Annotated in this window: 27 protein-coding genes, 2 tRNA genes and 1 riboswitch; of the genes, 19 read left to right on the top strand and 10 right to left on the bottom strand. The window is 72.8% G+C overall.

Annotation, left to right across the window (positions count from 1 at the left end; genetic code table 11):
• The first annotated feature begins 18 nt into the window (after nt 1-18).
• From gatC to ABD230_RS02580, 11 genes are all read left to right on the top strand, one after another.
• Nucleotides 19-318 carry an Asp-tRNA(Asn)/Glu-tRNA(Gln) amidotransferase subunit GatC gene (gene gatC, locus ABD230_RS02630; protein ID WP_344369233.1) on the top strand — a complete coding sequence of 100 codons (300 nt, stop codon included), beginning with the start codon at nt 19-21 and terminating at the stop codon, nt 316-318.
• Nucleotides 315-1,844, top strand: coding sequence for an Asp-tRNA(Asn)/Glu-tRNA(Gln) amidotransferase subunit GatA (gene gatA / locus ABD230_RS02625; RefSeq protein ID WP_344369231.1), 1,530 nt, complete (start codon nt 315-317; stop codon nt 1,842-1,844). Before gatC ends, gatA begins: the two co-directional genes overlap by 4 nt.
• Nucleotides 1,844-3,361: an Asp-tRNA(Asn)/Glu-tRNA(Gln) amidotransferase subunit GatB gene (gene gatB, locus ABD230_RS02620; protein WP_344369230.1), complete on the top strand. Its 1,518-nt coding sequence runs from the start codon at nt 1,844-1,846 to the stop codon at nt 3,359-3,361. Before gatA ends, gatB begins: the two co-directional genes overlap by 1 nt.
• A 141-nt stretch (nt 3,362-3,502) precedes the next feature.
• Complete coding sequence (locus tag ABD230_RS02615) at nt 3,503-4,126, top strand: hypothetical protein (protein ID WP_344369229.1); 624 nt, start codon at nt 3,503-3,505, stop codon at nt 4,124-4,126.
• A 34-nt stretch (nt 4,127-4,160) separates the two neighbouring features.
• Nucleotides 4,161-5,444, top strand: a complete 1,284-nt coding sequence (locus ABD230_RS02610) for a DNA polymerase IV (protein ID WP_344369227.1) — start codon at nt 4,161-4,163, stop codon at nt 5,442-5,444.
• 96 nt (nt 5,445-5,540) lie between these two features.
• Nucleotides 5,541-5,873: a hypothetical protein gene (locus ABD230_RS02605; protein ID WP_344369226.1), complete on the top strand. Its 333-nt coding sequence runs from the start codon at nt 5,541-5,543 to the stop codon at nt 5,871-5,873.
• Between the two features lie 35 nt (nt 5,874-5,908).
• Nucleotides 5,909-6,019, top strand: a riboswitch (TPP riboswitch).
• Between the two features lie 36 nt (nt 6,020-6,055).
• Complete coding sequence (locus tag ABD230_RS02600) at nt 6,056-6,703, top strand: ECF transporter S component (protein WP_344369225.1); 648 nt, start codon at nt 6,056-6,058, stop codon at nt 6,701-6,703.
• Nucleotides 6,704-6,706: 3 nt separating this feature from the next.
• Nucleotides 6,707-8,206: an ABC transporter ATP-binding protein gene (locus ABD230_RS02595; protein ID WP_344369223.1), complete on the top strand. Its 1,500-nt coding sequence runs from the start codon at nt 6,707-6,709 to the stop codon at nt 8,204-8,206.
• Nucleotides 8,203-9,000, top strand: coding sequence for an energy-coupling factor transporter transmembrane component T family protein (locus tag ABD230_RS02590; protein ID WP_344369222.1), 798 nt, complete (start codon nt 8,203-8,205; stop codon nt 8,998-9,000). The genes ABD230_RS02595 and ABD230_RS02590 overlap by 4 nt, the downstream gene beginning before the upstream one ends.
• A complete protein-coding gene (locus ABD230_RS02585; protein WP_344369220.1) occupies nt 8,997-9,560 on the top strand; it encodes a nucleoside/nucleotide kinase family protein in 564 nt (187 codons plus the stop codon). Before ABD230_RS02590 ends, ABD230_RS02585 begins: the two co-directional genes overlap by 4 nt.
• Nucleotides 9,561-9,608: 48 nt before the next feature.
• Entirely contained in the window at nt 9,609-9,857 is a 249-nt protein-coding gene (locus tag ABD230_RS02580; protein ID WP_344369218.1) for a hypothetical protein, read from the top strand.
• Between the two features lie 33 nt (nt 9,858-9,890).
• On the opposite strand, the gene ABD230_RS02575 is transcribed toward ABD230_RS02580, so the two are convergent.
• The 4 genes from ABD230_RS02575 to orn form a co-directional block, all read right to left on the bottom strand.
• Nucleotides 9,891-11,141, bottom strand: a complete 1,251-nt coding sequence (locus ABD230_RS02575; protein ID WP_344369217.1) for a D-alanyl-D-alanine carboxypeptidase family protein — start codon at nt 11,139-11,141, stop codon at nt 9,891-9,893.
• Nucleotides 11,142-11,166: 25 nt separating this feature from the next.
• The gene (locus ABD230_RS02570) at nt 11,167-11,514 is read right to left on the bottom strand and encodes a metallopeptidase family protein (protein ID WP_344369215.1); all 348 of its coding nucleotides are present in this window, start codon (nt 11,512-11,514) and stop codon (nt 11,167-11,169) included.
• Between the two features lie 24 nt (nt 11,515-11,538).
• A tRNA-His gene (locus tag ABD230_RS02565) sits at nt 11,539-11,614 on the bottom strand.
• Between the two features lie 39 nt (nt 11,615-11,653).
• Nucleotides 11,654-12,295 carry an oligoribonuclease gene (gene orn, locus ABD230_RS02560; RefSeq protein ID WP_344369214.1) on the bottom strand — a complete coding sequence of 214 codons (642 nt, stop codon included), beginning with the start codon at nt 12,293-12,295 and terminating at the stop codon, nt 11,654-11,656.
• Between the two features lie 104 nt (nt 12,296-12,399).
• Here orn and ABD230_RS02555 point away from each other — a divergent pair.
• Nucleotides 12,400-12,472: transfer RNA gene (locus ABD230_RS02555), tRNA-Arg, on the top strand.
• Here ABD230_RS02555 and ABD230_RS02550 read toward each other — a convergent pair.
• On the bottom strand, nt 12,434-13,615 hold the full coding sequence (locus tag ABD230_RS02550) for a cation:proton antiporter (protein WP_344370105.1): 1,182 nt from the start codon (nt 13,613-13,615) through the stop codon (nt 12,434-12,436). The two genes, ABD230_RS02555 and ABD230_RS02550, sit on opposite strands and share 39 nt — an antisense overlap.
• Nucleotides 13,616-13,744: 129 nt before the next feature.
• Here ABD230_RS02550 and nadE point away from each other — a divergent pair, with 129 nt between their 5' ends.
• Nucleotides 13,745-14,569, top strand: a complete 825-nt coding sequence (gene nadE, locus ABD230_RS02545; protein WP_344369212.1) for an ammonia-dependent NAD(+) synthetase — start codon at nt 13,745-13,747, stop codon at nt 14,567-14,569.
• Nucleotides 14,570-14,614: 45 nt separating this feature from the next.
• Here the strand turns inward: nadE and ABD230_RS02540 are convergent, their stop codons facing one another.
• A complete protein-coding gene (locus ABD230_RS02540; protein ID WP_344369211.1) occupies nt 14,615-15,325 on the bottom strand; it encodes a cation:proton antiporter in 711 nt (236 codons plus the stop codon).
• A 115-nt stretch (nt 15,326-15,440) separates the two neighbouring features.
• The gene (locus ABD230_RS02535; protein ID WP_344369210.1) at nt 15,441-16,448 is read right to left on the bottom strand and encodes an aldo/keto reductase; all 1,008 of its coding nucleotides are present in this window, start codon (nt 16,446-16,448) and stop codon (nt 15,441-15,443) included.
• A gap of 20 nt (nt 16,449-16,468) precedes the next feature.
• On the opposite strand from ABD230_RS02535, the gene msrA reads away from it, so the two are divergent.
• The 5 genes from msrA (at nt 16,469) to ABD230_RS02510 (ending at nt 20,629) form a co-directional block, all read left to right on the top strand.
• The gene (gene msrA / locus ABD230_RS02530) at nt 16,469-16,993 is read left to right on the top strand and encodes a peptide-methionine (S)-S-oxide reductase MsrA (RefSeq protein WP_344369209.1); all 525 of its coding nucleotides are present in this window, start codon (nt 16,469-16,471) and stop codon (nt 16,991-16,993) included.
• Between the two features lie 179 nt (nt 16,994-17,172).
• On the top strand, nt 17,173-17,733 hold the full coding sequence (locus tag ABD230_RS02525) for a single-stranded DNA-binding protein (RefSeq protein ID WP_344369207.1): 561 nt from the start codon (nt 17,173-17,175) through the stop codon (nt 17,731-17,733).
• Nucleotides 17,734-17,794: 61 nt separating this feature from the next.
• Nucleotides 17,795-18,355: a DUF6993 domain-containing protein gene (locus ABD230_RS02520; RefSeq protein WP_344369206.1), complete on the top strand. Its 561-nt coding sequence runs from the start codon at nt 17,795-17,797 to the stop codon at nt 18,353-18,355.
• 109 nt (nt 18,356-18,464) lie between these two features.
• Nucleotides 18,465-20,147, top strand: coding sequence for an energy-dependent translational throttle protein EttA (gene ettA / locus ABD230_RS02515; protein ID WP_344369205.1), 1,683 nt, complete (start codon nt 18,465-18,467; stop codon nt 20,145-20,147).
• Nucleotides 20,148-20,149: 2 nt separating this feature from the next.
• Nucleotides 20,150-20,629: an acyl-CoA thioesterase gene (locus ABD230_RS02510; RefSeq protein WP_344369204.1), complete on the top strand. Its 480-nt coding sequence runs from the start codon at nt 20,150-20,152 to the stop codon at nt 20,627-20,629.
• 58 nt (nt 20,630-20,687) lie between these two features.
• Here the strand turns inward: ABD230_RS02510 and ABD230_RS02505 are convergent, their stop codons facing one another.
• From ABD230_RS02505 to ABD230_RS02495, 3 genes are all read right to left on the bottom strand, one after another.
• Nucleotides 20,688-21,266 (bottom strand): hypothetical protein, encoded by a 579-nt coding sequence (locus ABD230_RS02505; RefSeq protein ID WP_344369203.1) that lies wholly within the window; start codon nt 21,264-21,266, stop codon nt 20,688-20,690.
• Complete coding sequence (locus ABD230_RS02500; RefSeq protein ID WP_344369202.1) at nt 21,263-21,751, bottom strand: Rieske (2Fe-2S) protein; 489 nt, start codon at nt 21,749-21,751, stop codon at nt 21,263-21,265. Before ABD230_RS02500 ends, ABD230_RS02505 begins: the two co-directional genes overlap by 4 nt.
• A 104-nt stretch (nt 21,752-21,855) precedes the next feature.
• Nucleotides 21,856-22,728, bottom strand: coding sequence for an acyl-CoA thioesterase (locus ABD230_RS02495; protein ID WP_344369201.1), 873 nt, complete (start codon nt 22,726-22,728; stop codon nt 21,856-21,858).
• 96 nt (nt 22,729-22,824) lie between these two features.
• Here ABD230_RS02495 and ABD230_RS02490 point away from each other — a divergent pair, with 96 nt between their 5' ends.
• Nucleotides 22,825-23,505 carry a DUF8185 domain-containing protein gene (locus tag ABD230_RS02490; RefSeq protein ID WP_344369199.1) on the top strand — a complete coding sequence of 227 codons (681 nt, stop codon included), beginning with the start codon at nt 22,825-22,827 and terminating at the stop codon, nt 23,503-23,505.
• Nucleotides 23,506-23,508: the final 3 nt, after the last annotated feature.

The following is a 23,508-nucleotide window of genomic DNA, read 5'->3' as shown; positions in this document are numbered from 1 at the left end:
CCCGGACCACGGAGCAGCATGTCTGAAATCAGCGCCGAGCAGGTCGCGCATCTCGCGAACCTCGCTCGCATCGCGCTCACCGAGGAAGAGATCGAGCACCTCACGACGGAGCTCGGCCAGATCATGCAGGCGGTGGAGCAGGTGAGCGAGGTGGCCACGTCCGACGTGGCGGCCACGAGCCACCCGATCCCGCTGCACAACCCGCTGCGCGAGGACGTCCCGTCCGACGTGCTGACCGTCGACCAGGTGCTCTCGGGCGCCCCCGAGCACGACGGCACGCGCTTCGTGGTCTCGGCGATCCTGGGGGAGGAGCAGTGAGCGACCTCATCCGGCTGAGCGCCGCCGACCTCGCCGCGAAGCTCGCCTCCGGCGAGGTCTCGTCGGTCGAGGCCACGCAGGCGCACCTCGATCGCATCGCCGCCGTCGACGGCGCGGTGCACGCGTTCCTGCACGTGAACGACGCCGCACTCGAGTCCGCGGCCGACGTCGACCGGCGGCGTGCCGCCGGCGAGGAGCTCGGCCCGCTCGCGGGCGTGCCGATCGCGATCAAGGACGTGCTCGTCACCACGGGCATGCCCTCCACGTCGGGTTCGCGCATCCTCGAGGGCTGGATCCCCCCGTACGACGCGACGCCGGTCCGCAAGGTCCGCGAGGCGGGCATGGTCCCGCTCGGCAAGACGAACATGGACGAGTTCGCGATGGGGTCCTCGACGGAGCACTCCGCGTACGGCCCCACGCACAACCCGTGGGACCTCGAGCGCATCCCGGGCGGTTCGGGCGGCGGCTCGGCCGCGGCCGTCGCGGCCTTCGAGGCGCCGCTCGCGCTCGGCAGCGACACGGGCGGTTCCATCCGCCAGCCCGCGCACGTGACCGGCACGGTCGGCACGAAGCCGACGTACGGCGGCGTCAGCCGCTACGGCTCGATCGCGCTGGCCTCCTCGCTGGACCAGGTCGGTCCGGTCAGTCGCACCGTGCTCGACGCGGCCCTCCTCCACGACGTCATCGCCGGGCACGACCCGCACGACCAGACGTCGATCCCCGACCCGTGGCCGTCGATGGCCGAGGCCGTGCGCAACGCGGACGTCTCGGGCCTGCGCATCGGCGTCGTGAAGGAGCTCGACTCCGACGGCTTCCAGTCGGGCGTCCGGCAGCGCTTCCACGAAGCGCTCGAGCTGCTCGCCGCGAACGGGGCCGAGATCGTCGAGGTCGGCGCGCCCAACTTCGAGTACGCGATCGCCGCGTACTACCTGATCCTGCCCGCCGAGGCGTCGTCCAACCTCGCGAAGTTCGACTCGGTGCGCTTCGGCCTCCGCGTCGTGCCCGAGGGCGGCGGCACCGTCGAGGAGGTCATGGCGGCCACTCGCGAGGCGGGCTTCGGCCCCGAGGTCAAGCGCCGCATCATCCTCGGCACGTATGCCCTCTCGGCCGGCTACTACGACGCCTACTACGGCAGCGCCCAGAAGGTGCGCACGCTCGTGCAGCAGGACTTCGCGTCCGCGTTCGACCGGGTCGACGTGCTGGCCACCCCGACCGCGCCGACGACCGCATTCCGCCTCGGCGAGAAGCTCGACGACCCGCTGGCGATGTACCTCAACGACGTCGCGACGATCCCGGCGAACCTCGCGGGCGTGCCCGGCATCTCGGTGCCCGCGGGCCTCGCTCCGGAGGACGGCCTGCCCGTCGGCGTCCAGTTCCTCGCGCCGGCGCGCGAGGACGCCCGCCTCTACAACGTCGGCGGCGCGCTCGAGCACCTGCTCGTCGACCGCTGGGGCGGCCCGATCCTGTCGCAGGCGCCCGACCTGTCCACCCACGAACTCATGGCGACCGAGGAGGGCGTGGTCTGATGGCGCGCGCTGCATTGATGGACTACGACGAGGCGCTCGAGCGCTTCGAGCCCGTGATCGGCCTCGAGGTGCACGTCGAGCTCAACACGGCGACGAAGATGTTCTCGCCTGCCCCGAACCCGGCCAACGAGGCGTACCACGGCGCCGAGCCGAACACGCTCGTCGCGCCGGTCGACATGGGCCTGCCCGGCGCGCTTCCGGTCGTGAACGCGACGGCGATCCGCTCGTCGATCTCCCTGGGCCTCGCGCTCGGCTGCTCGATCGCGCCCTCGAGCCGGTTCGCCCGGAAGAACTACTTCTACCCGGACCTCGGCAAGAACTACCAGATCTCGCAGTACGACGAGCCGATCGCCTTCGAGGGGTCGGTCGAGGTCGAGCTCGAGGACGGTCGCACGTTCCAGGTCGCGATCGAGCGGGCGCACATGGAGGAGGACGCCGGCAAGCTCACGCACATCGGTGCGACCGGCCGCATCCACGGCGCCGAGTACTCCCTCGTCGACTACAACCGGGCGGGCGTGCCGCTCGTCGAGATCGTGACCAAGCCCATCGTGGGCGCCGAGGCGGATGCCCCGGCCGTCGCGCGCGCGTACGTCGCCACGATCCGCGACATCGTGCTCTCGCTCGGCATCTCCGAGGCGCGCATGGAGCGCGGCAACCTGCGCTGCGACGCGAACGTCTCGCTCCGCCCGCGCGGCACCGAGAAGTTCGGCACCCGCACCGAGACGAAGAACGTCAACTCGATGCGCTCGGTCGAGCGCGCGGTCCGCCACGAGATCCAGCGCCAGGCGGCGATCCTCGCCGAGGGCGGCACGATCACGCAGGAGACCCGCCACTGGCATGAGGACACGGGCACGACGAGCCCCGGCCGGCCGAAGTCCGACGCCGACGACTACCGGTACTTCCCGGAGCCCGACCTGCTGCCCGTCGAGCCCGACCCGGCCGTGATCGAGGAACTGCGGGCCGCCCTGCCGGAGCCGCCCGCCGCCCGGCGCCGCCGGCTCAAGGCCGAGTGGGGATTCACGGACCTCGACTTCCAGGGCGTGGCGAACGCCGGGCTGGTCAACGAGGTCGCCGCGACCATCGAGGCGGGCGCGAGCCCGGCGGCCGCACGCAAGTGGTGGACGGGCGAGCTGACCCGCATCGCGAACGCGCAGGGCACGGATGCCGCGGCGCTGGCCGAGCCGGCGCAGGTCGCCGAGCTCGCGATGCTCGTCGAGGAGGGCACGCTCACCGACCGGCTCGCGCGTCAGGTGCTCGAGGGCGTCATCGCCGGCGAGGGCACGCCGCGCGAGATCGTCGACGCCCGAGGGCTCGCGGTCGTCTCGGACGACGGTGCGCTCGTCGCTGCGATCGATGAGGCCCTCGCCGCGCAGCCGGACGTGCTCGCGAAGATCCGGGACGGCAAGGTGCAGGCGGCCGGCGCCGTCATCGGCGCCGTCATGAAGGCGATGCAGGGCAAGGCCGACGCGGCCCGCGTGCGCGAGCTGGTGCTCGAGCGCGCCGGCAGCGAGGGCTGAGACCCGACCGACGGATGTCGCGGCGCGCGGATCGCGCCGCGGCATCCGTCATCCCCGGACCCGGCTGCGGCCGCCGCCGCTCCCAGCATGCTCGTGGCGGACGCCCGTAGCCTGAGAACCCCGAACACCTGCGAGGACATCATGGGATTCCTGGACCGACTCTTCGGAGGCGGCGACCACCGCGCCGCCCGACCCGCGCCGCCGGTGCCGCAGGCGCGGCCGATGAGCGAGGACGAGCTCGCGATCGAGCGATACCGGTACCTGCTGCGCACCGCGCCGCCCGAGTCGATCGAGGCGGTGCACGCCGAGGCCTTCGCGAAGCTGACTCCGGAGCAGCGGCAACTGGTGTTCCGCTCGCTCTCGGAGCAGGCACCGGCCGGCGAGCGACTGGTCTCCGACGAGCCGGGCGCGCTCGCGCGCGCGGCGACGCGGCAGGAGCTGCGCCATCCGGGATCGATGGAGCGTGCCTTCGCGGGCGCGCCCGGCGCCGCGGGCGCCGCACCGACCGGTCCCTCGTTCGGCTCGATGATGGGCAGCTCGATGCTCGGTACCATCGCGGGCGTCGTGATCGGCTCGGCGATCGCCCAGGCGTTCCTGCCGGGCCCGGATGCGTTCGGCACCGCCGATGGCGGCGTCGACGGCGCCGATGCGACTGGAGCGGATGCCGGCTCGGCCGACGCCTCGAGCGGCGACTGGGGCGGCTTCGGCGGTGACCTCGGCGGCGGTGACTTCGGCGGCGGTGACTTCGGCGACTTCGGGTTCTGATGCCGCTGTCGGCGGCGGACGGTAGGGTCGCCGGGTGAGCAAGCAGGACGGCTCGTCGCGCCAGGTCACGACCGGGCCGGTCGACGACTCGGCCACGCCGATCCTGCACGTCGACATGGACGCGTTCTTCGTGTCCGTCGAACTGCTCCGCCGGCCCGAGCTGCGCGGCAAGCCGGTGCTCGTCGGCGGCACCGCGGGCCGCGGCGTCGTGGCGGCCGCGAGCTACGAGGCGCGCCGATTCGGCGTCAACTCGGCGATGCCGATGTCGGTGGCGCTGCAGCGCTGCCCGAACGCGATCGTGCTCCGGGGCGACCATCGGCGCTACTCGGAGTACTCCGAACGGGTGATGGCGATCTTCCGCGAGCTCACCCCGCTCGTGGAGCCGCTGTCGATCGACGAGGCCTTCCTCGACGTCTCCGGGGCGCGCCGGCTGCACGGCAGCCCCGCCGAGATCGCATGGACCATCCGCCGTCGCGTGCACGACGAGACCGGACTGACCTGCTCGGTCGGCGTCGCCGCGAGCAAGTACGTCGCCAAGGTCGCGTCGTCGCGCGCCAAGCCCGACGGCATGCTCGTGGTGCCCGCGGCCGAGACGGTCGCGTTCCTGCACCCGCTGCCGGTCTCGGCGCTCTGGGGCGTTGGCCGCGTCACCGAGCAGTCGCTGCTCAAGCTGGGCCTGCGCACGGTCGGCGACGTCGCCGAGATGCCCGTCGACGCGCTCGCTCGCGCCGTCGGGCCCGCACTCGCCGCGCAGCTGTCGCGTCTCGCGAACGGCGTCGATGCGCGAGACGTCGAGACGCGTCGCGTCGAGAAGAGCATCGGCCACGAGACGACGTTCCACCACGACCTGGTGGAGCACGCCGACATCGCGCGGGAGCTGCTGCGGCTCGCCACCGACGTCGGCGTGCGGCTGCGCCGCGCGGGGGTGCTGGCGCGCACCGTCACGCTCAAGCTCCGCTACGGCGACTTCACGACCGTCACCCGCTCGCGCACCCTCGCCGAGCCGACCGACGTGGCCCGACGCATCTACGAGGAGGCGCTCGTGCCGCTCGCCGACCTCGTCGGCGACGGGCGCCGGGTGCGGCTGATCGGCGTGCGCGCCGAGCACCTCCGCCCGGCCGGCGACGGCGCGCCGCTCTGGGATCCGGACGAGGAGTGGCGCGACGCCGAGCGCACCGTCGACGAGGTCGTGCGCCGCTTCGGCCGGGGCGCCGTGCGACCCGCCGCGCTCGTCCGCCCGGCCGCGGAGTCGGCCGCCCCGACCGTCCGCGACGGCGGCGACGAGGAGACGCCGTCCGGTCCGCGGTCGTTCTGGTGACCGGGTTCGCCGAGTCGCGGGCTCGACCGCGAGCCCGGCCGGCGGCATCCGTCAACGCCCTTCCCGCGATCCGGTGCGCGCCGGTAGCGTGGCGGCATGGCTGATTTCGTGCTCGAGCTCGCAGACAAGGTCGCCGGCGTCGGCGTCCGCACCTCCTACGCCGACAAGGTCGAGATCGGCGGCACCGAGGTCGTGCCGGTCGCCCTCGCCGGGTACGGCTTCGGCGGCGGTGCCGGCACCGACGACGAGCAGAACGAGGGCTCCGGCGGTGGGGGCGGCGGCTGGTCGGTCCCGCTCGGCGCCTACGTCGGCCGCGGCGGCGACGTCCGGTTCGAGCCGAACGTGCTCGGGCTGCTGATCGTCGCCATCCCGCTGGTCGCCGTCACCGGCAAGGCGCTGCGCCTGGTCATCAAGGCGCTCAAGAAGTAACGCCGCCGCGCGGCCCTCACGTCGCGCGTATACTCGTGCTCGAACACGGGAGTCCGGTGAGCCGGGCTGAGAGGAAGGTTCTCCAACCTTCGACCGTCGAACCTGATCTGGGTCATGCCAGCGCAGGGAGGGCATCCATCTCATTTCCCGTGCCGCTTTCCACGAGACGAAAGGGCACGACAGTGCACGAGACATCCACCGACCAGCAGTCCACGGCCGGAACGGCCGCCGATCGCGCCGTCGCACGCAGCAGCCGCTGGCGCGTCGTCGACATCGTCGTCGCGAGCGTCATCGGCGTCGCGACAGGCCTGGTGTTCCTCTTCTGGAACAACGTCGGCTACGCGTGGTTCAGCGCGGCCGACGCCCTGACGCCCGGGCTCGGCGGCGTCGCCGTCGGCATCTGGCTCATCGGCGGCGTGCTCGGCGGGCTCATCATCCGCAAGCCCGGTGCCGCGCTCTACGTCGAGCTGCTCGCCGCGATCGTCTCGGCGCTCGTCGGCAACCAGTGGGGCATCGAGACGATCTACTCCGGCCTCGCGCAGGGCCTCGGCGCCGAGCTCGTGTTCCTCGCGACCGGCTACCGCCGGTTCGGCGTCGTGACCGCCATGCTGGCCGGTGCCGCGGCCGGTGCCGCCGCCTGGGTGCTGGAGCTCTTCCTCTCGGGCAACCTGCAGAAGTCGGCCGAGTTCCTGGCGCTCTACTTCGGCACCGTGGTGCTCTCCGGCGCCGTGCTCGCGGGCCTGCTCGGCTGGCTCGTGGTCCGTGCGCTCGCCGCGACCGGCGCGTTGCACCGCTTCGGTGCCGGACGGGACGTCGCCGGGCGGGTCTGACGCGTGGACCGTGCATCGCACGCCGTCCGCCCCGCCCGCGTGGACGCCACCGGGTGGGGCTGGCGGCACGCCGGCCGCCGGCGCCAGGCGCTGCAGGGCGTCGACCTCGCGATCGAGCCGGGCGAGCGGGTCCTCCTGCTCGGCCCGTCCGGCTCGGGAAAGTCGACGCTGCTGCACGCCTTCGCCGGCGTGCTCGGCGGCGACGACGAGGGCGAGTCCCGGGGGACGCTGCGGGTCGACGGCCGGGCGCCGACCGAGGCGCGCGGCCGGGCGGGACTCGTCCTGCAGGACCCCGACTCGCAGGTCATCCTCGCCCGAGTGGGCGACGACGTCGCGTTCGGCTGCGAGAACCTCGGCGTGCCGCGCGAGGAGATCTGGGAGCGCGTCCGCGCCGCCGTCGACGCCGTCGGCCTCGACCTGCCGCTCGACCACCCGACGTCGCGGTTGTCCGGCGGGCAGAAGCAGCGCCTCGCACTCGCCGGCGCCATCGCCATGCGGCCCGGCCTGCTGCTCCTCGACGAGCCCACCGCGAACCTCGATCCCGACGGCGTCGCGGAGGTCCGGCGCGCCGTCGCCCGCGTGCTCGAACGAACCGGGGCGACGCTCGTCGTCGTCGAGCACCGGGTCGACGTCTGGCTCGACCTCGTCGATCGCGTCGTCGTCCTCGGCGCCGACGGCGAGCTCATCGCCGACGGCCGGCCGGACGCGGTGCTCGATCGCCGCCGGGAGGCACTGGCCGCCGCCGGCGTCTGGGTTCCGGACGTGCCGCTCGAGGTGCCGGACGCGGAGGTCGTCGCGAACGACGCACCGCCTGCGCTGTCGACGACGGACCTTGCGATCGGGCGGCCCCGCGGCCGCGTGCTCCACGAGGGGCTCGACCTCGCGATCCCCGCAGCCGCCTCGACGGTGCTGACCGGCCCGAACGGCGCGGGGAAGTCGACGCTCGCACTCACGCTCGGCGGACTCCTCCGGCCGCGCGGCGGCCGCGTCGCGGCCGCACCGACCATCTCGCTCGGGCTGGGGGAGTCGCCGGTACGGTGGCGATCGCGCGAACTGCTCACCCGCATCGGCACGGTCTTCCAGGAGCCGGAGCACCAGTTCGTCGCCGCGACCGTCCGTGACGAGGTCGCGGTCGCGCCCCGCGCACTCGGCCTGGCCGCTCGGGAGGTGGACGCGCGCGTGGACGAGGTCCTGCACCGCCTGCGCCTGGACCACCTCGCGGCGGCGAACCCGTTCACGCTGTCGGGCGGCGAGGCGCGCCGGCTGTCGGTGGGGTCGGTCCTCGCCACGAGGCCCGGGGTCGTCATCCTCGACGAGCCCACCTTCGGCCAGGACCGGCTCGGCTGGGTCGAACTCGTTCGGCTGCTCCACGAGCTCGTGCACGACGGCACGACGCTGCTCTCCGTGACGCACGATGCGGCCTTCATCGACTCGCTCGGCGGGCACCGGATCGCGCTCGACGCCCGCGGCGGTGCCCGGGTCGGCAGCGGGAGCCGCGGATGAGCGCCGTCGAGCTGCCCGAGTCCGGTCACGCACCGTCCCTGCGCTTCGTCGACCGGGTGAACCCGGCGACGCGGCTCGCGGCCGCGATGGTCCTGACCACGCCGCTGCTGCTCACGGTCGACTGGCTGAGCGCCGCGATCGCGCTCGGCATCCAGCTCGTGCTCTTCTCGCTGGCGGGCGTCACGCCGGGCCTGCTCGTGCGGCGGACCTGGCCGATCCTGATCGCCGCCCCGATCGCCGGCATCAGCATGCTGCTCTACGGCCGCCCCTCCGGCACGGTGTACTGGGAGTTCTGGCTCGCGAGGATCACGGACGGATCGATCCAGCTCGCGCTCGCGGTCACGCTGCGCGTGCTCGCCATCGGGTTGCCGGCGGCGCTCCTGTTCCTCCGCGTCGACCCGACCGACCTCGCCGACGGACTCGCACAGGTCTGGCGCCTGCCCGCGAGGTTCGTGCTCGGCGCCCTCGCGGCGACCCGGCTCGTCGGCCTGTTCGTCGAGGACTGGCGTGCGATGTCCCTGTCGCGCCGCGCACGGGGGATCGGCGACCACGGCGCCGTGCGCCGTGCCGCCACGATGGCCTTCGCGCTGCTCGTCCTCGCGATCCGGCGCGGTTCGAAGCTCGCGACCGCCATGGAGGCGCGCGGATTCGGCGCCGAGACGGAGCGCACGTGGGCGAGGCCCTCGCAGGTCGGATCGGCCGACGCGCTCCTGGTCCTCCTCGCGGCCGCCGTCGCCGCGATCTCGATCGCCGGGGCGCTCTGGGCGGGCACGTTCCACCCGGTGTGGGCGTGAGCTGCGGCGCCGAGCTGGCGCTCCGGCCGGCGATCGCGCTCGTCCGGCGTGCGGCCTGCGCCCGGCGGCATCCGCTCGTCCTCGTCGACGGGCCGAGCGGGGCGGGCAAGAGCACGTTCGCGGCGTCGCTCGTCGCCGACTGGCCCGGCGGACGGCCGCGAGTCGTCCGCGTCGACGAGGCGATCCCAGGATGGCACGGCCTCCGGCGCGGCGCGAGCGACCTCGGGCCGCGCCTGCTCGAGCCGCTCGCCGCGGGCCGCGTCGGCGGGTTCGAGCAGTGGGACTGGTTCGAGGACCGGTGGGGGACGACCCGCAGGCTGCGGCCGGGCACCGCACTCGTGCTCGAGGGATGCGGCGCCTTCCTCGCCGGACGCGCACGGCCGGACGCGATCCGCGTGTGGCTGGACGCGCCGCTCGCCACCCGCCGTGAGCGGGCGCTCGTGCGCGACGCGGGCGCCTTCGACCCGCACTGGGACGCCTGGGAGGCCGACTGGCGCCGCTACCGCGGGCAGTCGGGGGCCGCCCGAGTGCCGGCGATCCGGGTGCGGCTCGGCCGTTGATCCGCGCGGTGGGTGTCCGGCGCCGCCGTCCGGGACTACGCTCGGCTCATGACAGATGCGACGACGTATGTGGCGGAGTTCATCGACGGTCCGCTCGAGGGCGACTTCGAGCAGCGCTCCCTCGTGCACGGTGAGCCGGAGCAGCGCGTCGGCATGGTCGCCGCCGTCGACGGCCTCGAGTCGCTGTTCTGGTACGACGCCGTCGAGCAGCGCGAGGTCAACGGGCAGGTCCGGGTGAAGTTCCGGTTCGACGCGGGGGATTCCGACCCGGTGGAGTCCGACGAGGAGAACGACTGAGCGCACGACGGCCCGCGCCCGGTCGAGGATCGATCAGGCCTCGTCGTCGAGGAAGGCACCGATCAGCTCGCCCGGGTGGGTGAGCCGCCAGATCGGACCGGGATCCTCGATCGGCGCATCGAGCTCGAGCGCCGAACTGACCTCGCGGTCGCCGATGCGCACGGTGACCGTGCCGACCGGACGGCCCGCCGGGGCCGTGGTGAACGGATCCACGTCGATGACCGCGTCGTCGGCGACCGCGCCGTACGCGGCATCCGTGCGCCCGGCGGCGGCGACCAGCCGCGCGTGGTCCCCCCACGCCGAATGCACGTCGCCGTAGGGTGCGCCGGCCTCGATGACCTCGATCGGGGCGGATGCCGCGGCCATGCCCTCGACCGCGGCCAGCACCGCCGGGTCGAGGGTCTCGTAGTCGTCGACGCCCGTCATCGCACCGATCATCCGCTGCTCGTCGTCGCCGGACCCGATGACCGAGGTCCAGACGAACGTGATCGCCGCCTGGTCCGTGTAGCTGCGGCTCAGTGCGCGGACGCCGTCGCCGTCGAGGTGCGCGATGACGTCGGGGACCGATCGGTCGTCGGTGGGCGTCGACGAGCCGGAGCGGCCGTCGAGCATCGCCGAGAGCTCGGGATCATCGAGGACGAGCGCGGCCAGGCGCGTGAGCTCGGTCGCCGTGCCGACATCCTCGCCGGACAGGCCGGTCGTGTCCGCCACCCGCGTCGCCGTGAAGCCCTGCTCCTCGAGCCACGCGTTCGCGCGGTCGACGTAGGCGTCGACGCTGCCGAACGCCCAGCGCGCGAGCGTGTCGGCGTGGTTGTTGCTCGAGGACATGAGCACCGCGCGCACGACGTCGCGCTGGGTCCACGAGTCACCGGGGGAGACCTGCAGGGCGCGGGAGCCCTCGCCGGAGTAGCGCAGGTAGTCCGTGTAGTCCTCCGGACCGATCCGGATCGCCGGTCCGTCCTCACCCGAGGCGAGCGGCAGGGCGTCGAGGACGGTGAGCACCGTCACGAGCTTCGCGGCACCGCCGATCGGCACGGCTTCGTCGTCGGCGGACGACGCCACCGTCACGGCCGAGCCGTCCTCGGCGAGCAGGGCGACGGCCGAGGCGTCGTCCGCCGGCAGGGCGACGGCGACCGACGCGGGTGCCGCGGCCTGGGCGGGGTCGGCGTCGACGGTGACGTCGGGGAGCGGGCCGAGCAGCATCGCCGGGCCGTAGACGCCGATGCCGAGGATGGCGAGCGCGCCGACGGCGATGCCGACGACGCGTCCGGGGGAGGGACTCATGCCGAACAGGCTAGCGCGGCCATCGTCACGCCCAGCCCAGCTCGTGCAGCCGGTCGTCGTCGATGCCGTAGAAGTGGGCGATCTCGTGCACGAGGGTCACGTGGATCTCGTCGCGCAGCTCGTCCTCGGTCTCGGCGACGGCCAGCAGCGGCTCGCGGTACAGGATGATCCGGTCCGGCATCTCGCCGAACCCGTACCGGTCCCGCTCGGTCAGGGACACGCCCTCGTAGAGCCCGAGCAGGTCGAGTGAGCCGTCCTCCGGTCGGTCCTCGACGACGAACACGATGTTCTCGAGGCCCTCGACCATGTCGTCGGGCAGCTCGTCGAGTTCGTCGACCACGAGCTGTTCGAAGGCCTCGGCGTCGAGTTCCACGGCGGCTCCGATCGGGAGGCTGATTGGGGTGAGTAACGGGGCTTGAACCCGCGACCTCCTGGACCACAACCAGGCGCTCTACCGACTGAGCTATACCCACCATGCGCCACGCGCTCTCGCGAGTGGCAACCCTACGAGATTACACCACGTTCGAGGTGCCCGATGACACGTCGGCGGCCGACGCGACGACGTCGGAGGCGATCGCCTGCAGTTCCTGGCTCGTGGGGCCGGGGTCGGCGACGAACACCGCGCGGCGGTAGTACTGCAGCTCGCGGATGGACTCGAGGATGTCGGCGAGCGCCCGGTGCCCGCCGTCCTTCGCCGGTGCGTTGAAGTACGCGCGCGGGAACCATCGCTTGGACAGCTCCTTGATCGACGAGACGTCGACGTTGCGGTAGTGCAGGTGGGCGTCGAGCCGCGGCATGAAGCGGGAGATGAACGCACGGTCGGTGCCGATGGAATTGCCCGCGAGCGGCGCCCGCTGCTCCTCCGGCACGTGCTTCAGCACGTACTCGAGCACTTGGTACTCGGCGTCGGCGACCGACACGCCGTTCGGGATCTCCTCGATGAGGCCCGACTGCGTGTGCATGGCGCGCACGAAGTCCCCCATGGACTCGAGCGCGCTCGCGTCGGGCTTGATGACGATGTCGAGCCCGGCGTCCACCGGCTCGAGATCGTAATCGGTGATCACGACCGCGATCTCGACCAGCTCGTCGACCTCGAGGTCGAGTCCGGTCATCTCGCAGTCGATCCAGACGAGTCGGTCGCTCGAGGATGCCATGCGGTGAGTCTAGCCGCGCGCGCCGACACGTCCGGGCGCCGACCCCGGACGCCGTGCCCGCTCCGCGAGCGCGGAGGGGCGCTGCGGTATCGTGGAACCGATCGGCCCTCGTAGCTCAGCGGATAGAGCAGGAGCCTTCTAATCTCTTGGTCGCAGGTTCGATTCCTGCCGAGGGCGCCGAGCGTCGCCGCGCTCGATCGCGAGCGCGACGAGCGGGAACACCAGCAGTGAGAGCAGCCCGGCGCCCACGAGCGCCGAGGCCGTGCCCGAGTCCATGTCGCCGGCCTCCACGCCGATGGTCGTGACCGCCACGATGATGGGCAGGCCGGTGGCCGCCATCAGGCCGGTCGCGGTGCGCTTGCGGGCGGTCGTCCCGCGTGGGACGAGGAACGCCGACGGGATGCCGCGCACGACGACGAGCAGCAGCGTGAACAGCGGCAGCAGCGCGAGCGTCACCGGGTCCGACACGAGCGAGTCCAGGTCGAACGTCACGCCGGTGTAGATGAAGAACAGCGGCACGAAGAGCCCGAATCCGATGCCGTCGAGCTTCCACTCGATGGTCCGCCGGTCCTCCTCGGGTGCCCCCTCGAGCAGCAGCCGCGAGATCACGCCTGCGGCGAAGGCACCGAGCAGCATGTCGAGGTCGAGGACGATCGAGAGTCCGACCAGCGCGAGCAGCACGAGGATCACGAGCCGGATCGCGAACTGCCCGCTCGTGTGCAGCGTCGAGCGGATGATGCCGTGAAGGCGTCGCCCGTCGCCCCGGGACGCCCGCCAGATCGCGACGCCCGTGATGACCGCGAAGCCGACGAGCACGACCGCCTCGTGCACGGGGGAGCGCCCGGAGAGGAACAGGGAGATCGCGATGAGGGGCAGGAACTCGCCCGCGGCGCCGATTGCGAGCACCGCGATGCCGAACGGCGTGCGCAGCTGCCCGGCGTCGCGGAGGATCGGCAGGAGCGCGCCGAGCGCGGTCGAGGTCAGTGCGATCCCGATGAACACCGCGCCGGCGTCCGGGTCGACGATCCAGCCGATGGCGAGGCCCAGCACGATCGAGACGGCCCAGCCGATCGTCGCCCGCCACAGCGGTCGGCCGCGGATCGCGACGAAGTCGATCTCCTGTCCCGCGAGGAAGAACAGCATCGCCAGGCCGAAGTCGGAGAGCAGCTCGATGAAGTCGTCGGTCCGGATCCAACCGAGCACCGACGGGCCGAGGACGATCCCGAGCAGGATCTCGAAGATCACGACGGGGACCGCGATCCACCGCCCGGCGGCGCGGGTGAGCAGCGGCGCGAGCGCCGCGATCGTCGGGATCAGCACCAGTGTGGCGACGTCGACCTGCACGCGGAGCCCCCTTCGTACGTGGGCATGCTAACCGACGAGCGCGCCCGCGCCGTGGAGCGTCGGATGCGTCATCCGCCCGACACACGTGTGCCGTATCGTCGTGGCATGCGCGACCTCCAGGCCAGGATCATCGAAGAACTCAACGTCGAGCCGACCATCGACCCCGCCGAGCAGGTCCGTCGGCGCGTGGACTTCCTGAAGGACTACCTCGCCGCGTCCGGGGCGCGCGGGCTCGTGCTCGGCATCAGCGGCGGTCAGGACTCCAGCCTCGCCGGCCGGCTCTGCCAGCTCGCGGTCGAGGAGCTCGTCGCCGAGGGGCAGCCGGTGCGCTTCGTCGCCGTGCGCCTGCCGTACGCGGTCCAGCACGACGCCGACGACGCCGACATCGCGCTCGGCTTCATCCGACCCATGGCCTCCGTCGAGTTCAACATCAAGCGTGCAGTGGACGGGCTCGCGGCCGAGTTCGAGAGCGCGGTCGGCGTGCCGATCAGCGACTTCGCGAAGGGCAACGTCAAGGCGCGGATGCGTATGGTCGCGCAGTACGCGCTCGCGGGCGACGAGGGCCTGCTCGTCGTCGGCACCGACCACGCGGCCGAGGCCGTGACCGGGTTCTTCACCAAGTACGGCGACGGCGGCGCCGACCTCCTCCCGCTGTCCGGGCTGACCAAGCGGCAGGGCCGCGCGCTCCTCGAGCACCTCGGCGCCCCCGAGCGCCTCTACCTCAAGACGCCGACCGCCGACCTCCTCGACCACGACCCCGGGCAGGCCGACGAGGCGAACCTCGGTCTGACCTACCGCGACATCGACGACTTCCTCGAGGGCCGCGACGTCGACGCCGGCATCGCGGAGCGGATCGAGGCGCGGTTCCTGCAGACGCGGCACAAGCGCGCCGAGCCGGTCACGATGTTCGACGCGTGGTGGCGCGACTGACGCGACCCGGGGACCGAGGCGGCCCGGTGGCCCGCGACCGGCGACTCAGTCGCGCTGCGCGACGGGGCGACGGTCGGTGTCGGCGTCGGCCAGCTCGTCGTCGGTCGTGACCTCGTCGGAGGGAGCGGCGACCGCGGGTGCGGCGACCGCGACCGGCTGCGTCGACTGATCCTCCACGAGCGGCGTCGGCGTGTAGCGCTCGTGGTGCTGCTCGGCGACCCAGGTGTCCTGGTCGGTCGCGAGCGCCTGCTCCGGCTCGTCCCGCGTCGTGCGCCACCGGTCGAGGTCGTTCCGGAAGTCGCGCCGGGTCCGAGACGGATGCCGCTGCCACTCCAGCATGCGGTCGCGGAACTCGACCACCGCCGGATCGAGCTGGTAGCCGAAGGTCGCGGACGCGCGCTTGAGCTCGTGCAGCTGGTGCGCGGCCCAGTCCGCGGCGACGTCCGCACCGCGCACCGGCAGGAGTCGGACCTGGATGTCGGCCTGGCCGACGGCGCGATCGGCGAGCACCTGCTCCTGGGGCGTCAGCGAGTTCCACACCGATGCCTCGGTCGCGGCGTCGATGAGCGTCGCGATCGCCGCGCGCCGCAGTTCGCGGTCGCGCTGCCGGATCAGCCCGCGGACCGCGCCGCGCGCGATCCACGCCGAGAGCAGCCCGGCCACGAGGACGGAGACGAACACCACTCCGGCCGTGAACAGCACCGGGCGGGTGTCGTCCGAGAAGAGCCAGTCGACGAAGTCATTCCACCACTGCATGTGCGCAGGTTAGCGCCGCGGGCACCCGGCCGGACGCAGCCGGGTCGGCGCGCCACGCCCCGGTCGGCGGGCGAGGACGCCGATCCGTCGGATGCCGCGGGGCCGCGGCATCCGCTCAGCCGAGGGCGGTGCCGTGCGCGGCGTACGGTTCGATCGCCGCGATCTCGTCGGCTGTCAGCGGCGCCGCGTCGAGCGCCGCCACGTTCTGCTCGAGCTGGCCGACGCTCGAGGCGCCGATGAGGGCGCTCGCCACCTGCGGGACGCGCAGCACCCACGAGAGCGCGAGCTGCGCGAGCGACTGGCCGCGGTCGGCGGCGATCGCGTTCAGGGCGCGGGCGCGATCGAGGTAGTCCTCGCTGATCCGCTCGGCCGGGAGGAAGTGACTCGTCGCCGCGCGCGAACCCGCGGGCACGTCGCCCGACAGGTAGCGGTCGGTGAGCAGGCCCTGCGCGAGCGGCGAGAACACGATGGCCGAGGCGCCGACCTCGTCGAGGGCGGGGAACAGGCCGTCCTCGATGTGACGGTCGAACATCGAGTACCGGGGCTGGTGGATGGTCAGCGGCACGCCCTCGGCGGCGAGCGCCTCGGCGGCCGCGATCGTCTGCTCGGGCGAGTAGTTCGACACCCCCGCGTAGAGCGCCTTCCCCTGGCGGACCGCGTGCGCGAGCGCCCCCATCGTCTCCTCGATCGGCGTCTCGGGGTCGGGCCGGTGCGAGTAGAAGACGTCGACGTAGTCCAGGCCGAGGCGCCCGAGGCTCTGGTCGAGCGACGCGAGCAGGTTCTTGCGCGAGCCCCACTCGCCGTACGGGCCGTCCCACATGAAGTAGCCCGCCTTCGACGAGACGATGAGCTCGTCGCGGTACGGCCCCAGGTCCGTCGCGAGCAGTCGACCGAAGTTCTCCTCGGCGCTGCCCGCCGGCGGGCCGTAGTTGTTCGCGAGGTCGAAGTGCGTGATGCCGAGGTCGAAGGCGCGCCGGACGATGGCGCGCTGCGTGTCGAGCGGCCGGTCGTGCCCGAAGTTGTGCCGGAGCCCGAGCGAGAGGGCGGGGAGCTTCAGTCCGCTCCGCCCGATCCGGTGGTAGGGCATCTGGTCGTAACGGTCCGGGGAGGCGGCGAAGGTCATGCGGGTAGCCTATGGCCGTGATGGAAAGCTTCGTTCTCGCCGGCGGCTGCTTCTGGTGCCTGGACGCCGTCTACCGGACACTGCGCGGCGTGCACGACGTCGTCTCCGGCTACACGGGCGGTGCGACCCCGAACCCGTCGTACGAGCTCGTCTGCACCGGGGCGACCGGGCACGCCGAGGCGGTCCGGGTCGACTTCGATCCCGATGTGATCCCGCGCGAGGTGATCCTCGACGTCTTCTTCACGCTGCACGATCCGACCCAGCTGAACCGGCAGGGCGCCGACGTCGGCACGCAGTACCGATCGGCGATGTTCTTCGCCGGTGGGGGGCAGCGCGAGCTGTTCGAGGCCGCGCGCGCCCGGGCCGCGGACTGGTGGCCGGGCGACGTCGTCACCACGATCGAGCCGCTCGGGGAGTTCTTCCGCGCCGAGGAGTACCACCAGGACTTCTTCGCGAAGAACCCGGGGCAGGGCTACTGCCTCGCCGTCGCGCTGCCGAAGGTGAACAAGATCCGCCGCTCCTACGCGGACTACATCGTCGCCTGACCCGTCCTCACCACCTCCGTTCGGCCTCCGACCGTCCCCGCATGCACGCCGGGCCCGCACGCGTCCATGCCTGCGGCGGCACGCTCGTGGCAGCGGCATCCGGAGTCGTCCCGGCACGAGGGCTCCGGATGCCGCGAGCCGCCGATCCGCGGCGGCGCCGAACCCAGAGGAGCCATCCCATGACCGATCTCGTGACCGTCGTCGGCGTCGTCGGCAGTGACCCGCGGCACACCGTCACCGCGACGGGCCTGCCGATCACCAACTTCCGGCTGGCGTCGACCCGCCGCTACTTCGACCGGGAGACCGGCAAGTGGGCCGACGGCGACACCAACTGGTTCACCGTCGCCTCGTTCCGGCAGCTCGCGCTCAACACGGCGCGCTCGCTCCGCAAGGGCGAGCGCGTGGTGGTGCACGGGCGTCTCCGCGTGCGGGCCTGGGAGACGGGCGAGCGTTCGGGCACGGCGATCGAAATCGACGCCGACTCGATCGGCCACGACCTCTCGTGGGGCGTCGCCGTGTACACCAAGACCGTCGGAGCGCGGGCCGTCGATCCGGCCGGCGAGGGCGCCGGCGTCGAACGCGAGGCGGAGGCGTCCGTGACGGCCTCGCCCGACCTCGATGCCGCGGAGGCGGACGCGACCTGGACGACGAGCGGGTGGCCCGAGGAGGCCGCGAACCCAGCGGAGGTCGCGGCCGCCGTGGCATCCGACGAGCTGGAGCCCGACGGCGTGCTCGCCTGAGGCTCGCCCGTGAGCGCGACCGGCGATGCCGCGGTGCGGCTCCGCCGTAGACTCGGCCATCGTGGGGACCCATCGCGAGCCGACCGCCGAACGGCGTCGCCGCGGCCGAGCGCGGTCCGCCGTGGCGATGGCGGCAGTGGTACTGGCCGCGGCCGTCGCGCTCACGGCGTGCACGTCGGCCGCGGGTCCCGCCGCCGACGGACCGGCCGTCACGGCGGGGGAGAGCGCGCCGGCGACCGTCCCACCCTCCGCGGACGCGGACGCGGACGAGGTCGTGGGCGCGGACGCGGACGAGGTCGTGGCCGCGGCGGATGCCGCCGCGGCGCTCGCGACGTTCGACGAGGCGAACCTCGCGGTCGTCGCCGCCGACGACGCGCCGGTCGGAGCCGACTTCGTGGCCGCGCTCGCCGCGGCGGGGTTCGCCCCGTCGGCCATGCAGGTCGGGTCCGACACCACGACGCTCGGAGAGCCCGCCGACTCGATCCAGTTCGCCGTGCGCATCGGCGACACCTGCCTGATCGGCCAGTTCGGTGCGAAGTCCGACGGGTACCGCAGCCTCATCGCCCCCGTCCTCGGCACCGGCGGATGCCTCGTCGGCGCCACGGTCCCGATCGAGCCGTAGCACCCGGACCGGATCGAGCTTCGACGACCGGCACCGGCCGGGCGGACGGACCCGCGGCGGCCCGCTAGGCTGGAGGGCTGAACCGCGCACTCCCGACGTGAGGAACTCAGTGGCTGACTACATTTACTCGATGGTCCGCGCCCGCAAGGCGGTCGGTGACAAGGTGATCCTCGACGACGTGACGATGGCGTTCCTCCCCGGGGCGAAGATCGGCGTCGTCGGCCCGAACGGCGCCGGAAAGTCGACGATCCTCAAGATCATGGCCGGACTCGACCAGCCGTCGAACGGCGAGGCGAGGCTCACGCCCGGCTACTCCGTCGGCATCCTCATGCAGGAGCCCGAGCTCGACGAGACGAAGACCGTGCTCGAGAACGTGCAGGAGGGCGTCGGTCCGATCAAGGCGAAGATCGACCGGTTCAACGAGATCTCCGCCGCGATGGCGGACCCCGACGCCGACTTCGACACGCTCCTCGCCGAGATGGGCACGCTGCAGGAGGAGATCGACGCGGCCGACGCGTGGGACCTCGACTCGCAGCTCGAGCAGGCGATGGACGCACTGCGCTGCCCGCCGAGCGACACGCCGGTGTCGGTCCTCTCGGGCGGTGAGAAGCGCCGCGTCGCGCTGTGCAAGCTGCTCCTCCAGAAGCCCGACCTGCTGCTCCTCGACGAGCCCACGAACCACCTCGACGCCGAGAGCGTCCTCTGGCTCGAGCAGCACCTGGCCAAGTACGCCGGCGCGGTGCTCGCCGTCACCCACGACCGGTACTTCCTCGACCACGTCGCCGAGTGGATCTGCGAGGTCGACCGCGGTCGCCTCTACCCCTACGAGGGCAACTACTCGACCTACCTCGAGAAGAAGGCAGAGCGCCTCCAGGTCCAGGGCAAGAAGGACGCGAAGCTCCAGAAGCGCCTCAAGGAGGAGCTCGACTGGGTGCGATCCAACGCCAAGGGGCGTCAGGCGAAGTCCAAGGCCCGCCTCGCGCGCTACGAGGAGATGGCGGCCGAGGCCGAGCGCACGCGCAAGCTCGACTTCGAGGAGATCCAGATCCCGGCGGGTCCCCGCCTCGGCGACGTCGTGCTCGAGGCCAAGAAGCTCGAGAAGGGCTTCGGCGACCGCGTGCTCATCGACGGCCTGAGCTTCACGCTCCCGCGCAACGGCATCGTCGGCATCATCGGCCCGAACGGCGTCGGCAAGACCACGCTGTTCAAGTCCATCGTCGGCTTCGAGCCGCTCGACGGCGGCGACCTGAAGATCGGCGAGACGGTCAAGATCTCGTACGTCGACCAGTCGCGCACGGGCATCGACCCGAACAAGACCCTGTGGGAGGTCGTCTCCGACGGGCTCGACTACATCCAGGTCGGCAAGACCGAGGTGCCCAGTCGCGCCTACGTCTCCACGTTCGGCTTCAAGGGTCCGGACCAGCAGAAGCGGGCCGGCGTGCTCTCGGGCGGTGAGCGCAACCGGCTGAACCTCGCCCTGACGCTCAAGCAGGGCGGCAACCTGCTGCTGCTCGACGAGCCCACCAACGACCTCGACGTCGAGACGCTGTCGAGCCTCGAGAACGCGCTGCTCGAGTTCCCCGGCTGCGCCGTGGTAATCACGCACGACCGGTGGTTCCTCGACCGCATCGCCACGCACATCCTCGCCTACGAGGGCACCGACGAGAGCCCCGCGGACTGGTACTGGTTCGAGGGCAACTTCGAGGCGTACGAGGCCAACAAGGTCGAGCGGCTCGGCCCGGAGGCCGCCAAGCCCCACCGCTCCACCTACCGCAAGCTCACGAGGGACTGACGATGCGGCTCCACGTGCCGACGCCGCTCCGGTGGAGCGACCTCGACGCCTACGGGCACGTGAACAACGCCAGGATGCTGAGCCTCCTCGAGGAGGCTCGCATCCAGGCGTTCTGGGTCGACGACAGGGGCACGGCGGAGCACGCCGTCGGCGCATCCACCGCCGTGATCGACGCCACCCCGGGGTCCGCCACGCTCACGCTCATCGCCCGGCAAGAGGTCGAGTACCTCGCCCCGATCCCGTACCAGCGGCTGCCGCTCGACGTCGAGCTGTGGATCGGTCGGATGGGCGGCGCGAGCCTCGAGGTCTGCTACGAGGTGTTCTCCCCGGTCGGGGCCGAACCGCGGACGCTGTACACGCGCGCGGCCACGACCATCGTGCTGGTCGACGCGGCCAGCGAGCGTCCGCGGCGCATCACCGACGCGGAGCGCGCCGCCTGGGAGCCGTTCCTCGGCGAGCCCATCGCGTTCCGGCGCAGCTGAGCGGCGCAGCCGCACCGGCGCAGGCCGAGCCGCGGTCGACGCACGTCGGCCGGGCGCGTCAGCGGTCCTCGAGCGGCTGCTCGCTGAACGAGCCCTCCCAGACCGCCCGGCTGCCGGCCTCGCCGACGCGGACGGTCGTCCACACCGCGCCGACGCCGACCACCGCCGAGGCGACGATCGCGACGATCGCGAGGGCCATCGTCGCGGCGGAGCGCGGCGGCGCCGGCGTGGTCTCGGACCGCGCCGCGCCATCCGCGCGCTCGAGAACGTCCGGGTCGGCCGCCGCACGGCGTCGTGACCGCTCGAGGATCGCGAGCACGCCGACGACGGCGGAGACCGCGACCAGTGCGACGACCCACGGGGTCACATCCTCGCCCTGCTCGGTATGCGCCTCGATGAGCGGCGTCTCCCGGACCCGGGCCTGCAGCCACTCGCCGGCCTCGACCGCGAGCAGCGTGAGCCCGAGCACGACGACGGCGCCGATCAGGGTCGGAAGCCACAGCACGCGGCGTGCGGCGGGCCAGGCGGCGATGACCACGAGCGCCACCGCGACGAGCGGGACGCCCACGACGACGGCGTGGACGACGAGGATGTGCAGCGGCAGCCCGGCGACCTGGAATCCGAGGAGATCGCTCATCCGGCGATCACGCGGTCGCCGTCGACCATGACCGCGACCGATGGGAGCGGGTCGAGCGCCGGTCCCTGCTCGACGGCGCCGGTCGCGGCGTCGAAGACCGAGCCGTGGCACGGGCACACGAACGCGCCGCCCTCCACGCCGACCTGGCAGCCCTGGTGCGTGCAGATCGCGCTGAACGCGACGACGTCGCCCTCGGTGGGCTGCGACAGCAGGACCGGTGCGCCGCCGATGGTCGCGCCGATGCTGCCGCCGACGGGGATGTCGGACAGCGCCGCGACCTCCTCGCCCGCGGCGTCCGTCGTGCCGCCGCCCGAGTCCGACCCGGTCGACCCGTCGGAGCCGGCGCCCGAATCGCCGGTGGAGCCGGTGGAGCCGGCAGAGCCCGAGGACGGCGCGCACCCCGCGAGGGTGAGCGCGCTCACGGCGACGCCCCCGCCGCCGAGCACGAGCGCCGTCCGGCGCGAGAGTTCACGGGCGTCGTCCATGTGCTGCCTCCTCCTCGGGCCGCCGGGGCGCGGCGTGGTGCCATTCTGCGGCACCTCGGGCGTCGAGCGCCGCATTCGCCGCGATCGCTCAGGAACCCGACGTGTCAGCCGGCCGCGGGGGCACGAACCATGCCCTCCTGCGCCACGCTCGCGACGAGCACGCCGTCGCGCGTGTAGATGCGACCGAGCGAGAGCCCGCGGCCGCCGCTGGCCGACGGCGAGTCCATCGTGAAGAGCAGCCACTCGTCGACCCGCGCGTCGCGGTGCCACCACATCGCGTGGTCGAGGCTCGCGACCTTGAGGCCCGGCGTCGCCCACGCCACGCCGTGCGCGCGCAGGACGGGCTCGAGGATCGAGTAGTCGCTCGCGTACGCCAGGGCCGCCCGGTGCTGGCGCGGGTCGTCGGGCAGCCGCCCGTACGCCTTCATCCAGACCGCCTGCCGCGGCGTGCGCTCGCCCTCGACGCTCAGGTAGACGGGCGACGGGATGTGCCGCACGTCGAACGCGCGCTCGCTCGACCAGTACCGGGCGACGTCGTGCTCGAGGTGGCCGAGCACGTCGGCCGTCGACGGCAGGGACTCCGGGTCGGGCAGGTCGTCGGGCATCTCGAGCTGGTGCTCCAGGCCGGAGTCCTCGGTCTGGAAGGAGGCGATGAGGGAGAGGATCGGCTCGCCGTGCTGGAACGCCTGCGTGCGCCGGGTCGAGAACGACCGGCCGTCGTGGATGCGGTCGACCGAGAACGTGATCGGGTGCTGCACATCGCCCGGGCGCAGGAAGTAGCCGTGGATGGAGTGGATCGGGCGGTCGTCGGGGACGGTGTTCGTCGCCGCGACGATGGACTGCGCCAGCACCTGGCCGCCGAACACGCGCCCGAGCGGCATCCACTGCGAGGGACCCGTGAAGATGTCCTCCGTCGTGCGTGCGCCCGTGTCGGTGAGCTGCAGGGTGCTCAGCAGGCCGTCGATCGAACCGCTCATCGTTCCTCCGTCCGGATGGTGTCCGCGTTCCCGCCGCCCGCCGGCGGGCGCGCGGCGAGCGGGGCCGCGGCGCTCCCTCGGTAGTCTAGACAGGCCATGGTCCAGCAATTCACGCTCGCCGACAGCCTGTCGCTCGGCGACCTGCACACGTACCTCCAGCGCGCGGCGCGCGTCGAGGACGGTTCGGTGCGCCTCGTCGCCGCGAACGGCATCCTCGCCGTGTACACGGCGATCCTGTATCCGCGCGGCATCCTCGACGAGAGTCCCACGGTGCTGGGCCTGCGCACGTTCCAGCTCTTCGAGACCGACGACTTCGACGTCGTCGTGCCGATGCGCTCGGTCGTCGACCGGATCGTGCGGGCGCGCGGCGAGCTCGGCGAGGACGACGAGTCGCGCCCCGTCACGATGACCCGTCCGCCCGAGGTGAACACGGTGACCTGGGCGGGCATCTCGCCGCCGCGCGGCGGCTGGCGGCCCCTCGGCGAGACGGATGCCGCGACGCTCGAGCGCGCGGCACGTGCCGGCATCGACGAGGTGGCGGAGACGATCCCCGAGGGCACCGGCGAGCAGCTCGTGCAGCGCGTGCGGTCCGAGGTCTGGGGTCGCGGCATCGAGGGACTCGAGTACGTGCCGGCGGGCGCGGCGTTCGCCGCCTTCAGCCTCGGCTTCCTCGGGGACGACCCGACCGCCGTCTTCGAGACCGGGCCGTGGACGCGGCTGAGCTCGCGGCGCGGGCACGTGCTCGTGCGACGGAAGGCCTGGTCGCTCAAGGCGTAGCCC

This window comes from Agromyces tropicus, assembly GCF_039531345.1.
Classification (GTDB): domain Bacteria; phylum Actinomycetota; class Actinomycetes; order Actinomycetales; family Microbacteriaceae; genus Agromyces; species Agromyces tropicus.
This window is presented reverse-complemented; position numbering and strand designations above follow the sequence as displayed.

Coding starts and splice junctions, on each gene's coding strand:
- ABD230_RS02505 (WP_344369203.1), bottom strand. CDS start 21,266: ATGAGCGATCTCCTCGGATTCCAGGTCGCCGGGCTGCCGCTGCACATC.
- ABD230_RS02535 (WP_344369210.1), bottom strand. CDS start 16,448: ATGACCTTCGCCGCCTCCCCGGACCGTTACGACCAGATGCCCTACCAC.
- ABD230_RS02510 (WP_344369204.1), top strand. CDS start 20,150: ATGCGGCTCCACGTGCCGACGCCGCTCCGGTGGAGCGACCTCGACGCC.
- ABD230_RS02605 (WP_344369226.1), top strand. CDS start 5,541: ATGGCTGATTTCGTGCTCGAGCTCGCAGACAAGGTCGCCGGCGTCGGC.
- ABD230_RS02500 (WP_344369202.1), bottom strand. CDS start 21,751: ATGGACGACGCCCGTGAACTCTCGCGCCGGACGGCGCTCGTGCTCGGC.
- ABD230_RS02495 (WP_344369201.1), bottom strand. CDS start 22,728: ATGAGCGGTTCGATCGACGGCCTGCTGAGCACCCTGCAGCTCACCGAC.
- ABD230_RS02615 (WP_344369229.1), top strand. CDS start 3,503: ATGGGATTCCTGGACCGACTCTTCGGAGGCGGCGACCACCGCGCCGCC.
- ABD230_RS02540 (WP_344369211.1), bottom strand. CDS start 15,325: ATGCAGTGGTGGAATGACTTCGTCGACTGGCTCTTCTCGGACGACACC.
- orn (WP_344369214.1), bottom strand. CDS start 12,295: ATGGCATCCTCGAGCGACCGACTCGTCTGGATCGACTGCGAGATGACC.
- gatB (WP_344369230.1), top strand. CDS start 1,844: ATGGCGCGCGCTGCATTGATGGACTACGACGAGGCGCTCGAGCGCTTC.
- msrA (WP_344369209.1), top strand. CDS start 16,469: ATGGAAAGCTTCGTTCTCGCCGGCGGCTGCTTCTGGTGCCTGGACGCC.
- nadE (WP_344369212.1), top strand. CDS start 13,745: ATGCGCGACCTCCAGGCCAGGATCATCGAAGAACTCAACGTCGAGCCG.
- ABD230_RS02525 (WP_344369207.1), top strand. CDS start 17,173: ATGACCGATCTCGTGACCGTCGTCGGCGTCGTCGGCAGTGACCCGCGG.
- ABD230_RS02490 (WP_344369199.1), top strand. CDS start 22,825: ATGGTCCAGCAATTCACGCTCGCCGACAGCCTGTCGCTCGGCGACCTG.
- gatC (WP_344369233.1), top strand. CDS start 19: ATGTCTGAAATCAGCGCCGAGCAGGTCGCGCATCTCGCGAACCTCGCT.
- ABD230_RS02580 (WP_344369218.1), top strand. CDS start 9,609: ATGACAGATGCGACGACGTATGTGGCGGAGTTCATCGACGGTCCGCTC.
- ABD230_RS02590 (WP_344369222.1), top strand. CDS start 8,203: ATGAGCGCCGTCGAGCTGCCCGAGTCCGGTCACGCACCGTCCCTGCGC.
- ABD230_RS02575 (WP_344369217.1), bottom strand. CDS start 11,141: ATGAGTCCCTCCCCCGGACGCGTCGTCGGCATCGCCGTCGGCGCGCTC.